Annotated in this window: 8 protein-coding genes and 3 pseudogenes; all 11 read left to right on the top strand. The window is 42.0% G+C overall.

All coding sequences use genetic code 11. The annotated features are described in order from the left end of the window. The first annotated feature begins 14 nt into the window (after positions 1-14). The 11 genes and pseudogenes from NDM98_RS10100 (at position 15) to NDM98_RS10050 (ending at position 14,005) form a co-directional block, all read left to right on the top strand. Positions 15-1,184 carry a mandelate racemase/muconate lactonizing enzyme family protein gene (locus NDM98_RS10100; RefSeq protein WP_251607020.1) on the top strand — a complete coding sequence of 390 codons (1,170 nt, stop codon included), beginning with the start codon at positions 15-17 and terminating at the stop codon, positions 1,182-1,184. Between the two features lie 12 nt (positions 1,185-1,196). Further along, on the top strand, positions 1,197-2,183 hold the full coding sequence (locus NDM98_RS10095) for a tripartite tricarboxylate transporter substrate binding protein (protein WP_251607017.1): 987 nt from the start codon (positions 1,197-1,199) through the stop codon (positions 2,181-2,183). 15 nt (positions 2,184-2,198) lie between these two features. After that, positions 2,199-2,657, top strand: a complete 459-nt coding sequence (locus tag NDM98_RS10090) for a tripartite tricarboxylate transporter TctB family protein (RefSeq protein WP_251607015.1) — start codon at positions 2,199-2,201, stop codon at positions 2,655-2,657. A gap of 12 nt (positions 2,658-2,669) precedes the next feature. Next, positions 2,670-4,169 carry a tripartite tricarboxylate transporter permease gene (locus tag NDM98_RS10085; RefSeq protein WP_251607013.1) on the top strand — a complete coding sequence of 500 codons (1,500 nt, stop codon included), beginning with the start codon at positions 2,670-2,672 and terminating at the stop codon, positions 4,167-4,169. 892 nt (positions 4,170-5,061) lie between these two features. Continuing rightward, positions 5,062-6,139 (top strand): annotated as a pseudogene (gene chvE / locus NDM98_RS10080) (multiple monosaccharide ABC transporter substrate-binding protein). 70 nt (positions 6,140-6,209) lie between these two features. Then, positions 6,210-7,769, top strand: a complete 1,560-nt coding sequence (gene mmsA / locus NDM98_RS10075) for a multiple monosaccharide ABC transporter ATP-binding protein (RefSeq protein WP_251607012.1) — start codon at positions 6,210-6,212, stop codon at positions 7,767-7,769. Next, positions 7,738-8,898, top strand: a complete 1,161-nt coding sequence (gene mmsB, locus NDM98_RS10070; protein ID WP_251607010.1) for a multiple monosaccharide ABC transporter permease — start codon at positions 7,738-7,740, stop codon at positions 8,896-8,898. The genes mmsA and mmsB overlap by 32 nt, the downstream gene beginning before the upstream one ends. Before the next feature lie 53 nt (positions 8,899-8,951). Further along, entirely contained in the window at positions 8,952-9,644 is a 693-nt protein-coding gene (gene araD / locus NDM98_RS10065) for an L-ribulose-5-phosphate 4-epimerase (RefSeq protein WP_251607008.1), read from the top strand. A gap of 9 nt (positions 9,645-9,653) precedes the next feature. Continuing rightward, positions 9,654-11,341: pseudogene (locus NDM98_RS10060) on the top strand (ribulokinase). Positions 11,342-11,356: 15 nt separating this feature from the next. Beyond that, positions 11,357-12,836: pseudogene (gene araA / locus NDM98_RS10055) on the top strand (L-arabinose isomerase). A 71-nt stretch (positions 12,837-12,907) separates the two neighbouring features. After that, positions 12,908-14,005: a GntR family transcriptional regulator gene (locus NDM98_RS10050; RefSeq protein ID WP_251607006.1), complete on the top strand. Its 1,098-nt coding sequence runs from the start codon at positions 12,908-12,910 to the stop codon at positions 14,003-14,005. Positions 14,006-14,716 lie beyond the last annotated feature (711 nt).

Here is a 14,716-nt window from a genome sequence, read left to right as displayed (position 1 = left end):
AAGGGGGAAAAGAGATGAAAATTTCAAAAGTAAAGTTAACAGCAGTTGGAGTACCACGCCATACAGGGTTTGTAAATAAACATGTGATTGTGCAACTTGAGACAGATGAAGGAGCTGTGGGAATCGGAGAAATGTCCGATTTCTCTCACCTCCCACGCTACTCGGTAGATATGAAAGATCTTGAAGCTACTCTCGATTCGATTTTAATCGGAAAAAATCCATTTGATACGGCTGATATAAATAGAGAGCTAGACCTGAATTTCCCACAAGCTCTTTACTATTATGAAAAAGGTAGTTTTATTCGAAATGGTGTTGATACTGCCCTTTATGATGTGTGCTCAAAATTCCTAGGTGTCTCAATGTCTGATCTGTTAGGTGGACGTCAACGAGAAAAATTTAAAGTGTGTTATCCAATCTTCCGTCATCGCTTTTTAGATGAAGTTGATGAGAATATTGAAATTGTTCGAGGCAGACTAGAACAAGGTTTTGATACGTTCCGTCTATATGTTGGGAAAAACGTTGATGCAGATGAAGCATTTTTAGATCGTGTGTACTCTGAATTTGGCGGCAAAGTTACGATTAAATCTTTAGATTTTAGTCATTTGCTAGATTGGAAGGATGCATTAAGAGCAACAAAACGATTATCTAAATATCATTTTGAGCTTGTTGAAAGTCCAGCATTTTGGAATGACTTTGAAGGATTAAATCACTTCCGCTTACAGTGTGAATTCCCGGTGAGTGAGCATGTGTGGAGTCCAAGACAGCAGTATGAAATGATTAAAAAAGACTCTGTCGACATTTTTAACATTGCCCCTGTTTTTATTGGCGGACTGACAGCTGCACGTAAAGCTGCTTATGCCGCAGAGGTAGCTGGAAAAAGTGTGCTAATTGGTACAACACAGGAGCTCTCGATTGGAACATCGGCTATGGCTCATTTTGGAAGCGCATTACCACACTTAAATTACACATCTGACCCAACTGGTCCGGAGCTATATATCGACGACATCGTGACTCAAAAAATCAAATATGAAAACGGTTACCTCAGATTACCTGATCGTAATATTGCAGGCATAGGTGTGGACCTCGACTGGAATAAAATTGAGAAGTACCGCGTACCTGATCTAAGCTGGGGAGATGTTTCCGTACATCAGCTTCAGGATCGCACGTCCCAAACGAGAGGATAGGGAGGGAAGCTCATGCGTAAGCAAGGGAAAATGGCAGCAGTCGGAATGGGAGTGCTTATTCTTGCTGCCTGTTCCACTTCAGAAGGAAAACAGGCATCAGAATCCGATATTGCGGCCTATCCAAATAAAACAATTGAGATCTATGTGCCAGCAAGTCCTGGTGGTCAGACAGATACGGCGGCTCGAGTTATGGCTAAACACCTACCTAAATACCTCGAAGCTAATATTGTGATTGTCAATCAAGCAACCGCTGGCGGTGCATTAGCATTTGAAAATGTTCGCGCATCAGATAAAGATGGCTACAAACTACTTTTTCATCATCAAGCCCTTCATACAGCGCATGCTGTACGTCAGCTTGAACATAGTACAGATGAGCTAACGGCAATTGGCACATACTCTTCTGTTAACCAAGTATTTGTCGTAAGTGCCAATTCACCTTTTGATACACTTGGTGATTTAGTTGCATTTGCCGAGGATAACCCAAATGAAGTCACTTATGGTTCACAAATTGGAGGGACCACTCACTTTATGGGTGAACTACTAGGCATTGAATCAGGTACTGAGATTAAAATCCTTGATGTCGGAAGTGAGTCCGATCGAATGACAGGACTGTTAGGTGGTCAAATTGATCTAGCTGTTACAGGCGTTGGAAATGTTCTAAACTACGTTGAGTCAGGGGACTTTAAGGCAATTGGTGTATTAGCAGACGAACGAGATGAGCTTGCGCCAGAACTTGAAACAACGGTCGAACAAGGCTACGATGTGCAATTTCCTGTCGTCCACACGCTTTATGGACCTGGAGATATGCCAGAAGAGATTGTTGAAAAATGGAATGAAGCCACTGAAAAGCTTGCAGAAGATGAGGCTTATAATGAAGAATTAGAGAAAACATTTCAGCAGCACACGTTAATGAACTCTGAAGAAACAACGATTTTTTCTCAAGAAGAAATGAAAAAGGCTCAGCGAATTGCAGATGAGTTATTTTCAGATATCCAATGATAAGGCGTGATATGAATGAATGTAACACAAGAACGAGTAATGGGAATGGTCATTGCAATTCTCGGCTTGCTGATGTTTTTGAATACATTAACCATGTCTTTTATGATGCTTGCTGACGATCCTGGTCCCACATTGTTACCGAGGATTGTATCTGTAGCATTAATATTCTGTGGAGTGGGGTTAATTTTTTTGAAAAGCGAGGGAGCAAAAAAAGTCACTTTCACATTAAACAAAAATAGTAAACGTATGGTTGTGAGTTTTGTTGCACTACTTGTGTATGCATTACTGTTTAACATAATTGGATATATCATTAGTACGTTTGTATTCCTTAGCTTTTTAACTTGGCATTTAACTGAAAATAAAAATAAATCAGTGATCTGGAAAAGTTTACTTAATGGAATTGTTGTAACCGTTATCATATACATTGTATTTTCACAACTGCTCGATGTAATCTTACCAGCAGGGTTTCTATAAAGGAGGAGCAAGATGGATGTTTTAATTCAAAGTTTATCTGAGGCATTAACTCCTTTTGTCATCCTTCTTATGGCACTAGGTGTGCTGATTGGACTGATATTTGGAACAGTACCTGGATTAACGGCAACAATGGGGATGGCTTTGTTTGTTCCGTTTACATTTGGGTTGGATCCAGTACCCGGAATCGCCTTTTTAATTTGCTTACATTTGGGTGGTGTCTCTGGCGGATTGGTCGCATCTACACTTCTGGGTATTCCCGGTACCCCGTCTTCCATTGCGACAACCTTTGACGCATACCCCATGTCTAAAAACGGTGAACCTCTTCGGGCACTCGGAATTGGTGTCATCGCATCACTAATTGGTGGCGCCTTAAGCTTTGTTGCACTTGTTACTATTTCACCAGTTATCTCTCGGTTTGCCGTACAGATGGGGCCATTTGAGTTTTTTGCACTAATATTCTTCGCTTTATCCCTGGTTGCAGTACTTGCAAAGGGAAGTATGCTAAAAGGTATAACAGCTGGCTTTCTTGGTCTAGCTGCTGGAATAGTAGGATTTGCACCGATAGATGGTTTGCAGCGCTATACATTAGGTATTCTTGAGCTAAAAGGTGGAATTGAACTATTACCACTAATAATGGGATTGTTTGCAATCTCTCAAATTTTAATTGAGATTCTAGGTGATTCAAAAAGCCAGGACATTGATTTTAAGGCCAAAGGTTTTGCCATCTCTCTCGTAGAGATCGTCAAAAACGGATGGAATCTAGTCCGCTCATCAATAATAGGAATTGCCTTTGGAATTTTGCCAGGTTTGGGTAGTGGAACCTCAAATCTCGTTGCATACGCACAAGCGAAGCAAGCTTCCAAAACATCAGAACGTTTTGGAAAAGGAGCACCAGAGGGGATCTATGCTTCTGAATCAGCAAACTCAGCAAGTGTCGGTGGCTCGCTGATTCCTATGCTTTCTCTAGGTATACCAGGTGATACGGTTACAGCCATTCTATTAGGTGGGTTTATGGTACATGGTCTTCAACCAGGGCCGTTATTTTTTACTAGTAACCCTCATATTGTAAACGTAGTATTTATCGCCTTTTTTGTAGCTATGATCTTTGTTGTTTTTTTTCAATTTTTTGGAATGAGATTATTTACACGAGTGTTAACAGTACCTAAACAATATCTATTTCCAGTCATTTTTGTGCTAACCATTGTCGGAGCGTATACAACAAATAGCTCAATTTTTGATATCTGGGTGATGGTACTGTTTGGTGTCATTGGTTTCTTTTTAGTACGTAATGGATTTCCTATTGCCCCAATGATTCTAGGGTTTATCCTTGGACCTTTACTTGAAACCTACCTGCGTAGAGCTCTAATGACAACAGGTAACCCGACTGATTTCTTTACAAATCCAATCTCAGCACTCTTTATCCTAGCTGGAATTGCCTGCGTAATCTTCACGCTTAGAAGTGAAATAAAAGATAAACGAAAACAAAGCACAAATAACACACTAAATCTGTGACAACCTCTTTTGCGAGGTTGTTTTTTTGAGAGGGGTGGATGGTGCAAAAAAAAAGAGCTCCATGGTAGGCTGTGGAGTGAATAGTGAAACGATGGAAGGCCAAAGTGAAACGATGGAGTGATGAATGAAACGATAGAAGGCCAAAGTGAAACGATGGAGTGATGAATGAAACGATAGAAGGCCAAAGTGAAACGATGGAGTGATGAATGAAACGATAGAAGGCTAAAGTGGAGCGATGGCCCCATGATTGGAGCAATGGACTACTAAACTGGAGCGATGGCCCCATGATTGGAGCAATGGACTACTAAACTGGAGCGATGGCCCCATGATTGGAGCAATGGACTACTAAACTGGAGCGATGGCCCCATGATTGGAGCAATGGACTACTAAACTGGAGCGATGGCCCCATGATTGGAGCAATGGACTACTAAACTGGAGCGATGGCCCCATGATTGGAGCAATGGACTACTAAACTGGAGCGATGGCCCCATGATTGGAGCAATGGACTACTAAACTGGAGCGATGGCCCACTGATTGGAGCAATGGAATATTAAATTGGAGCAATGGACCTTCAAATTGAGCACATTCCTACAAACTAGAGCTTTTAACCAATTAGCCAGTCCCATCCCTCACCCCCACCAAAAATTGCTCTCCCCAACCGGCATATTCGCTAATTCCCAATCATAAACTCTGTTGATTGGGCTTGTTCGCAAAGAGCTTTGTCGAAAAAAAGTTAGGTTTGTATATTGTATTTTTTGTTGGCTCGATTTATATTAGTTGTACGTACTAGTTTGAAGATGAATCGATTCATTCAAGAAATGGAGACAAATATGTTCGTACATATGATAGCGCTATCATATGTACGAGCAACCATTTAAGGGGGATGAGTTTTATGAAGAGTCTGAGATTGGTAGGCGTAGCTTTGGTTAGTGGTTTGATGTTAGTTGCTTGTTCTGAGGGGAGTTCGGGTGGTGATGATGGGGAGCAGTTAACGGTTGGAATTTCGATGCCGACTCAATCATCGGAGCGCTGGATTGCTGATGGGGATAATATGGTTGCTTATTTTGAAGATTTGGGCTATAAAACGGAGCTTCAATATGCGGAGGATGTCGTAGAGAACCAGGTCTCACAAATTGAAAATATGATTACGTTAGGTGTAGATGCTCTTGTTATTGCAGCGGTTGATGGTGAGGCTCTAACGAGTGTTTTGGAAAGTGCAAATGCTGAAGATATTCCGGTCATATCATATGATCGTCTAATTATGAATTCTGAGCATGTTGATTATTACGCGACTTTTGATAATTTTGAGGTTGGAGTTTTGCAGGGGCAGTACATTATTGATGAGCTTGATTTGGAAAATGAAGCAGGTCCATTTAATATTGAGCTATTTGTTGGCTCGCCTGATGATAACAATGCTCATTTCTTTTTTAATGGTGCGATGTCCGTGCTTCAGCCTTATTTAGATGAAGGCAAGCTTGTTGTGGGTAGTGGGCAGACGGACTTTAATCAAATTTCGATTCTTCGTTGGGATGGAGCAACGGCACAGAGTCGGATGGATAATCTATTAAGCTCAAATTATGGTGGGGGCGAAGAGTTAGATGCAGTATTAGCACCTGCTGACCTGCTGAGTATTGGTGTGCTTGCTTCACTAAAAAGTGTTGGCTATACAGCCGATGATATGCCAATTATCACTGGGCAAGATGCGGATATTCCATCTGTTAATGCGATTATCGCTTGGAGAGCAAGCGATGACTGTTTTTAAGGATACTAGAGTCCTTGCTGAAAAGGCTGTTGAAATGACTGAATCTGTTCTTAATGATGAGGAGCCAGAAGTAAATGATACCAAGACATACGATAACAATGTAAAAGTGGTTCCGTCCTTTTTAGAGAAACCTGTTGTTGTTGATGTTGATAACTATGAAGAAATGCTTATTGATAGTGAGTATTATACAGAAGACCAGCTTAACTAGCATCTACTCGTAGAGCGGTCCATTTTGACTTTTATAAATGGACCGTGCTTTTAAAAGGGAGAGAAAGGCTATGGCAAACATTCTTCTAGATATGAAAAGTATTACGAAGCAATTTCCAGGTGTTAAGGCTCTTGATAACGTCAATTTACAAGTTCAACAGGGTGAAATTCATGCACTTTGTGGTGAAAATGGTGCCGGTAAATCAACGTTAATGAAGGTGTTAAGTGGCGTATATGAGTATGGAAGTTATGAGGGAGAGATCCATTTTCAACAGGAGCTCTGCATGTTTAAAGATGTGCGGCAGAGTGAGGAAAAAGGCATTGCGATTATCCATCAAGAGCTTGCTTTGATTCCTGAATTAACGATCTCAGAAAATATATTTCTCGGTCATGAACGCGGTCGCTTTGGTATGGTGGACTGGGATGAGACAACAAAATTAGCGGAAAATCTCCTTAAACGAGTAAATTTATCAGAACCTGTTCAATCAAAAATCAAACACATTGGGGTAGGTAAGCAACAGCTGGTTGAGATTGCAAAAGCTCTTGCAAAAAATGTGAAACTGCTTATTCTTGATGAGCCGACAGCCTCCTTAAATGAAACGGATAGTCAAAACCTGTTAAATCTGCTTTTAGAGCTAAAACAGGAAGGCATTACGTCAATTATCATTTCTCACAAGCTTAATGAGATTAAACAAATAGCAGATAAAGTAACGATCATCCGTGATGGACAGACCATTAAAACATTAGATGTGAAGATAGAAGAGGTAACGGAAGATCGGATTATTAGAGGGATGGTTGGTAGGAGTCTTTCAAATCGTTTTCCAGATTACGAGAAAAAGCCTGGTGAAACCATCCTTGAGGTTAAAAATTGGAACGTATATCACCCGATTCAACGCGACCGACAGATCATTTTTGACGCATCGTTTCATGTAAAAAAAGGTGAAATTATTGGTATAGCGGGACTAATGGGGGCAGGACGAACCGAGCTTGCGATGAGCATGTTTGGTGGCGCGTATGGTTCGAAAATTAGCGGAAGCCTAGTGTTAAATGGAAACGAAACATCGTTCTCATCCGTTAGTGACGCGATTAAATCAGGATTGGCTTATGCAACAGAGGATCGTAAATCATATGGATTAATTTTAATGAACGATGTCAAAGAAAACATCTCCCTAGCCAGTCTAAATAAACTATCCAGAAGAAAGGTCATACATGAAATAGAGGAAGTAAAGGTAGCAGAAGATTTCCGAAAAAAAATGAGAATTAAGACACCAACCATTCAGCAGGAGACAGGCAATCTAAGTGGTGGCAATCAACAGAAAGTGGTTCTGAGTAAGTGGATTTTCTCTAATCCAGATGTCTTAATCCTTGATGAACCAACAAGAGGAATTGATGTAGGAGCCAAATACGAAATATACACGATCATCCAAGAGTTAGTTGAAAAAGGCAAAGGCATTATCATGATTTCTTCTGAGCTGCCTGAGTTAATCGGCATGTGTAGCCGTGTGTACGCGATGAACAAAGGTCGGATCACTGGAGAAGTTTATGGTGAATCGTTGAACCAAGAAGATTTAATGAGGTTGATGACCAAGGAGGTGGCTTATGAAGACATTTCTTACAATCATTCAAAATAATATAAGGCAGTATAGTATGACCTTTGCTTTATTACTCATTATGCTATTGTTTCAAGTTTTAACAAACGGTGTGTTGCTACAGCCTCTTAATATCACAAACCTTATTTTACAGAATAGTTATATTCTCATTCTGGCAATTGGGATGGTGCTTGTAATTATTACTGGGCATATCGATTTATCGGTTGGCTCAATTGCTGCTTTTATTGGCGCACTGTCAGCAATTCTTATGATTCAAATGAATATGGATCCTTTTTTCACGGTTCTTCTCTGTTTGTTAATGGGGGCTATTGTTGGAGCATGGCAAGGCTTTTGGGTTGCGTATGTGAAGATTCCCGCTTTTATTGTGACACTTGCGGGCATGCTGATTTTCCGAGGCATTACGCTCATTATGCTTCAAGGACAATCGATTGCACCGTTTCCGCCAGCCTTTCAACAATTGAGTGCTGGATTTTTACCAGACGTGTTTAATGGTAGTGGTATTCATTGGTTATCTCTAGTCATAGGGATTGTGCTAATCGTCAGTCTTGTTTTTATAGAGATACGTGCAAGACGAAAACAAATTAAAAATGGCTTTGATCCTCTTCCTAGAACCTTATTCTTTTTAAAGGTTGCGGGAATGGTAGCTGTAATTGGTGTCTTCGCCTATATTTTAGCTGATTACCGAGGCATTCCTAATATCCTCATTTTATTAATTGTCTTAATTGCCTTCTACTCTTTTGTGATGAAAAAGACAGTTATCGGACGGCATATCTATGCAGTAGGTGGTAATGAAAAAGCAGCCGCCTTATCTGGTATCAAAACCAAACGAGTAACCTTTATGGTGTTTGTCAATATGGGTGTTTTAGCCGCCTTATCTGGTCTCATTTTTGCCGCGCGATTAAATGCAGCCACTCCTCGTGCTGGTAATCTCTTTGAGCTTGATGCAATTGCTGCAAGTTTTATTGGAGGAGCTTCAGCATATGGTGGGGTAGGTTCCATTATTGGGGCAGTGATTGGTGGACTCGTAATGGGTGTGATGAACAATGGGATGTCGATTCTTGGTTTAGGTATTGACTGGCAGCAAGCAATTAAAGGGTTGGTGCTGCTAGCAGCCGTTGCGTTTGACATTATGAATAAGAAGCGATCGTAGTCGCTTCTTATTGACCTTACTTGTACGTATAAGAAATCGAAGGAGGAACAAATATGCTTGAGGAATTAAAGCAGCAAGTACTTGAAGCAAATCTGGCGCTACCAAAACACGGGATGGTGACATTCACTTGGGGAAACGTTAGTGGCATTGATCGGGAAAGTGGTTTGGTCGTAATCAAACCAAGTGGAATTGAGTATGACGTTTTAAAAAAAGAGGACTTAGTTGTGGTGGATTTATCAGGAAATGTGGTGGAGGGAAAGTTGAATCCGTCATCAGATACACCTACACATGTTGTGCTTTATCGAGCTTTTCCTGAGATTGGTGGCATTGTGCATACGCATTCGCCTTATGCAACAAGCTGGGCCCAAGCAGGAAGAGGTATACCTGCACTCGGAACCACTCATGCCGATTATTTTTACGGAGAGATTCCTTGTACACGTCCTATGACTGAGAATGAAATTAAGGGAGCGTATGAAGCAGAGACAGGTCATGTCATTGTTGAAACGTTTGAAGAGAATCGATATGACTTCGTGCCTGGAGTCCTAGTATATGCCCATGCACCATTTGCATGGGGAAAAGATGCGACGGAAGCTTTGCACAATGCGGTTGTGCTAGAAGAAACGGCAAAAATGGCAACGAATACAGTGGCAATTAATCCGCAAGTTGGGGTGATGCAGCAAGAGCTATTAGATAAACACTTTCTTCGTAAGCACGGAAAAGACGCATATTATGGACAACAAAAATAAAGGAGGACAATGATGAGCACATATACGATTGGCTTGGATTTTGGAACGGAGTCCGGACGAGCTGTGTTAGTAAGGGTTAGTGATGGCGCAGAGATAAGTGAGCATGTAACTCCGTATCGACATGGAGTGATTGATCAAAAGCTACCGCATCTAGATGAACAACTGGAGCCTGAATGGGCACTTCAGCATCCAAGTGACTATGTAGAAGTTTTAACAACGTCTGTTCCAAGCTGTTTTAAAGCAAGCTTGGTGTAAAAGCAGAAGATGTGATCGGAATAGGCATTGATTTTACAGCATGTACGATGCTACCTGTTGATGAGTTAGGCACACCACTTTGCTTAAAAGATGAGCTGAAAGATCGCCCGCATAGCTGGTTAAAGCTATGGAAACACCATGCAGCCCAAGATGAGGCAAATGAGATTAACCGAATTGCGGAAGAACGAGGGGAAGCATTCCTTAAGAGGTACGGTGGAAAGATTTCATCAGAATGGATGATCGCAAAGATCTTGCAGATTTTAAATGAAGATCCCGCTATGTATGAAAAGGCTGATTTGTTTCTTGAGGCAACCGACTGGGTCATTGCCCAAATGACAGGAACCATTGTCCGCAATAGTTGCACAGCGGGCTACAAATCAATCTGGCACAAGCAGGACGGGTATCCAAGTGAGGCGTTTTTCAAATCGCTCGATCCAAGGCTTGAGAAGCTCACTTCGACTAAACTGCGCGGTGAGATTGTGCCACTTGGAACGCGTGCTGGCAGTTTAACTGAAGAGATGGCAGAGCAGATGGGATTGGTCCCTGGAACCGCGGTTGCTGTGGGGAATGTTGATGCACACGCTGCAGCACCAGGAGTAGGAGTTGTGACCCCTGGTAAATTGGTGATGGCGATGGGCACCTCAATCTGTCACGTTGTGCTTGGTGAGCATGAGACCGAGGTCGAAGGAATGTGTGGTGTAGTTGAAGACGGTATTATACCTGGCTACTTTGGGTATGAGGCAGGTCAGTCTGCTGTAGGTGATATTTTTGCTTGGTTTGTCAAACAGGCTGTGTCTGGAGAAGTTGAAAAGCAGGCTCAAGAAGCAGGAGTAGATATCCATCAGTTACTTGAAGAAAAAGCATCAGCCTATCAACCAGCGCAAACTGGCTTACTTGCATTAGATTGGTGGAATGGCAACCGCTCTGTTTTGGTTGATACGGACTTAAGTGGAGTGATCCTTGGTCTGACCTTACACTCAAAACCAGAGGAAATGTATCGTGCTTTGTTAGAAGCAACAGCTTTTGGAACCAAAAAAATTATCGATGCCTTTAATGATCACGGTATTCACATTGAAGAGGTCTATGCATGCGGTGGGCTTCCTCAAAAAAATAAACTTCTGATGCAAATCTATGCGGATGTATGCAATCTAGAAATAAAGGTAAGTGCAGCCTCACAAACTCCGGCATTAGGTGCGGCTATGTTTGCGGCTGTTGCGGCAGGAGCATCTTATGGAGGGTATGATTCGATCACAGATGCTGCAACATCGATGAGTCGAGTGCGAGATGAAACGTTTAAACCAATTCCTGAGAATGTAGCGATTTATCAAGAGCTATACCGCGAATATTCCACACTCCATGATTATTTTGGACGTGGTGAAAATGATGTCATGAAACGACTGCGATCTTTAAAATCAAGAAAAACAACATCACAATTAAACTAACCTGGAGGGATTTAAATGAAACAACAAAAGACATTGGAGTATTGGTTTGTAACAGGTGGACAGCCGTTATACGGAGAAGAGGCGATTCGTCAGGTCCAAGACCATTCTCGCCAAATCGTAAACGCATTAAATGAAAGTGAATCAATCTCGTATTCTATTCAATTAAAAGAAGTCGCAACAACACCAGACGGAATTACAAGACTTTGTGCAGATGCGAATGCAGATGAACAATGTGCCGGCCTCATTACGTGGATGCACACGTTCTCCCCAGCAAAAATGTGGATAGGCGGATTAAGTCTATTAACAAAACCACTATTGCATTTGCATACTCAATTTAACCGTGAGATACCATGGGACTCCATTGATATGGATTTTATGAACTTAAATCAATCAGCACACGGGGATCGTGAGTTTGGCTTTATTGGTTCAAGAATGAAAATTCCTCGAAAAGTAGTCGCGGGTTATTGGGCAGATGCTCACGTTCAAGAGAGAATCGGAACGTGGATGAAAACAACAGCTGCGGCTATTCAAGGCCAATCGATTCGCATCGCTCGTTTTGGCGACAATATGAACGAGGTGGCTGTAACTGAGGGGGATAAGGTTGAGGCGCAGATCAAATTTGGCTTGGTCTACTCAAGGTTATGGTATTGGTGATCTGGTAGAAGTTGTTCAATCGGTCACTGAACAAGAGGTACGACAATTATTTGAAGAGTACGAGCAGCAGTACGATATCGATCCCAATGCAAGCAAACATTCTATCTTAGAGCAAGCGCGCATCGAACTAGGATTAAAACGATTCCTTGATGAAGGGAACTTTGGAGCATTTACAACAAACTTTGATATATTACATGGATTAGATCAGCTCCCTGGTCTAGCAGTACAACGCTTAATGCAGCAAGGCTATGGCTTTGGTGGAGAAGGTGATTGGAAAACAGCAGCCTTATTACGTTTGATGAAAGTAATGGCTAATGGAGAACAAACTTCCTTTATGGAGGATTATACGTACCACTTTGAAAAAGGAAATGAATTAATATTAGGTTCGCATATGCTTGAGGTGTGCCCAACGATTGCTAGTGGGAAACCGAAAATTGAAGTTCATCCACTATCAATTGGTGGAAAATCAGATCCAACGAGAATGGTATTTAACAGCATTGAAGGAGACGCAATGGTCGCATCCATCATCCATTTAGGAGATCGCTTCCGTTTGGTTATGAATGAAGTTACAACCGTAAAGGCAGAGCACGACACTCCGCTTTTACCCGTTGCAAAGGTTCTCTGGAAGCCGAAGCCATCTCTCGAAACATCATCAGAAGCATGGATTCATGCGGGTGGAGCTCATCATACGGTTCTTTCTTACAAAATTACACCTGAACAAATGCTGGATTGGGCAAAGCTTGTTGGTATAGAAGCTGTGCTCATAAACGATCAAACGACCATTCAAGGAATTGAGAATGAACTTAGATGGAATGACCTTGCTTATAAACTAGGTCGCTAAGCTAAATTGTTACATGCACTAAAGTATGGTAGCCTATTCGTATAAGTGTCTAGAGAATTGAGGTCAACCATATGCAGACAAAATATAGCAAGATTATTGAAGTGGTAAAGTCACGTATTTTAGACGGAACCTACATTCCTCACAAAAAAATTGGCTCTGAGAGCATGTTTATGAAGGAATTTGGAGTCAGTCGCCATACCGTACGAATTGCGATTGGCGATTTAGTAAAAGACGGCTGGCTTTATCGCTCTCAAGGATCTGGTACCTATTGCGCCGATCGTTCGTTTGATAAGACTACTGCAATTAGTCGAAAGAATATTGCCATCATAACAACTTATATTTCTGACTATATCTTCCCACTCATTATTCGTGGTGCTGAACCGTTCCTTGCTGAAAAAGGATACCAAGTAAGCTTGTACAGCACGAATAACAATGTGGAAACAGAAAAAAAAGTACTTGAAAGCATCTTGTCTTTGGGCGTAGATGCAGCGATTATTGAACCAACAAAAAGTGCACGTTCAAATCCGAATATCAATTACTATTTCAGTCTTGAACGCGCCAACATACCTTATGTCATGATCAATGCATTTTATGACGAGTTAGACCCACTATGCCTAATTATTGACGATGAAAAAGGTGGATATCTTCAAACGGAGCACCTGATTAAACAAGGACACACAGACATCATAGGCTTTTTCAAAACAGATGACAGACAAGGAGCCAAGCGCAAAAAAGGCTATATCAAAGCTCACCGTGCGCACCAACTCCCGATCTCACCTGAAAATATCATTGACTATGATTCCGAGGAAAAGCAAAGCAAACCAAAAGAAGAACTAGAACGCATCATCCAAGACCCAAACCGTAATCCAACCGCAATTGTTGCGTACAACGATCAACTTGTGGTTAGTTTACTAGACGTCTTGCGCACATACGGAATGAAAGTCCCAGACGATATCTCAATCGTCGGGTTTGACGATTCCTATCTCGCAACTGCAACAGAAGTAAAACTAACATCAATTGAACACCCAAAACAAAAAATGGGTGAACAAGCAGCAGAAATGATCATACGTTTAATCGAAAACCAACGAGCACCACAAACCGTACCAATCGAACCAATTATCTATACACCAAAACTCATTGAAAGAAACTCAACCAAAAAAGTCCGCTGATGCGGGCTTTTTTTTGATTGACGTAGATGTGAAGCTGAGGCGGGGACAGCAGCGTCTTGGTAATGGAGTTCTGTGCTTGGTAGGAGTGGGAAAGGTCTTGGAGAAGGAGCACAGGTCTTGGTAAGAGTGGAATTGGTCTTGGAGAAGGAGCACAGGTCTTGGTAAGAGCGGAATCGGTTTTGGAGAAGAAGCACAGGTCTTGGTAAGAGTGGAATTGGTCTTGGAGAAGGAGCACAGGTCTTGGTAAGAGTGGAATTGGTCTTGGAGAAGAAGCGGGGATCTTGGTAAGAGCGGAATCGATCTTGGAGAAGGAGGTCGGATCTTGGTAAGAGCGGGAAAGGTCTTGGAGAAGAGGCGGGGATCTTGGTAAGAGTGGAATTGGTCTTGGAGAGTGAGCCCGGATCTTGGTAAGAGTGGAATCGATCTTGGAGAAGAGGCGGGGATCTTGGTGAGAGTGGAATCGATCTTGGAGAAGAGGAGGGGATCTTGGTAAGAGCAGAATCGATCTTGGAGAAGAGGCGGGGATCTTGGTAAGAGTGGAATTGGTCTTGGAGAAGAAGCGGGGATCTTGGTAAGAGCGGAATCGATCTTGGAGAAGGAGGTCGGATCTTGGTAAGAGCGGGAAAGGTCTTGGAGAAGAGGCGGGGATCTTGGTAAGAGTGGAATTGGTCTTGGAGAGTGAGCCCGGATCTTGGTAAGAGTGGAATCGAT

The organism is Alkalicoccobacillus plakortidis, assembly GCF_023703085.1.
Taxonomy (GTDB): Bacteria; Bacillota; Bacilli; order Bacillales; family Bacillaceae_D; genus Alkalicoccobacillus; species Alkalicoccobacillus plakortidis.
Note: the sequence above shows the minus strand (reverse complement) of the source record. Positions and strands in the feature narration are given on the sequence as shown.

Bases quoted from the DNA above. Each gene is read 5' to 3' on its own strand.
- NDM98_RS10095 (WP_251607017.1), top strand. From the start codon at position 1,197: ATGCGTAAGCAAGGGAAAATGGCAGCAGTCGGAATGGGAGTGCTTATT.
- NDM98_RS10100 (WP_251607020.1), top strand. From the start codon at position 15: ATGAAAATTTCAAAAGTAAAGTTAACAGCAGTTGGAGTACCACGCCAT.
- araD (WP_251607008.1), top strand. From the start codon at position 8,952: ATGCTTGAGGAATTAAAGCAGCAAGTACTTGAAGCAAATCTGGCGCTA.
- mmsA (WP_251607012.1), top strand. From the start codon at position 6,210: ATGGCAAACATTCTTCTAGATATGAAAAGTATTACGAAGCAATTTCCA.
- mmsB (WP_251607010.1), top strand. From the start codon at position 7,738: ATGAAGACATTTCTTACAATCATTCAAAATAATATAAGGCAGTATAGT.
- NDM98_RS10085 (WP_251607013.1), top strand. From the start codon at position 2,670: ATGGATGTTTTAATTCAAAGTTTATCTGAGGCATTAACTCCTTTTGTC.
- NDM98_RS10090 (WP_251607015.1), top strand. From the start codon at position 2,199: ATGAATGTAACACAAGAACGAGTAATGGGAATGGTCATTGCAATTCTC.
- NDM98_RS10050 (WP_251607006.1), top strand. From the start codon at position 12,908: ATGCAGACAAAATATAGCAAGATTATTGAAGTGGTAAAGTCACGTATT.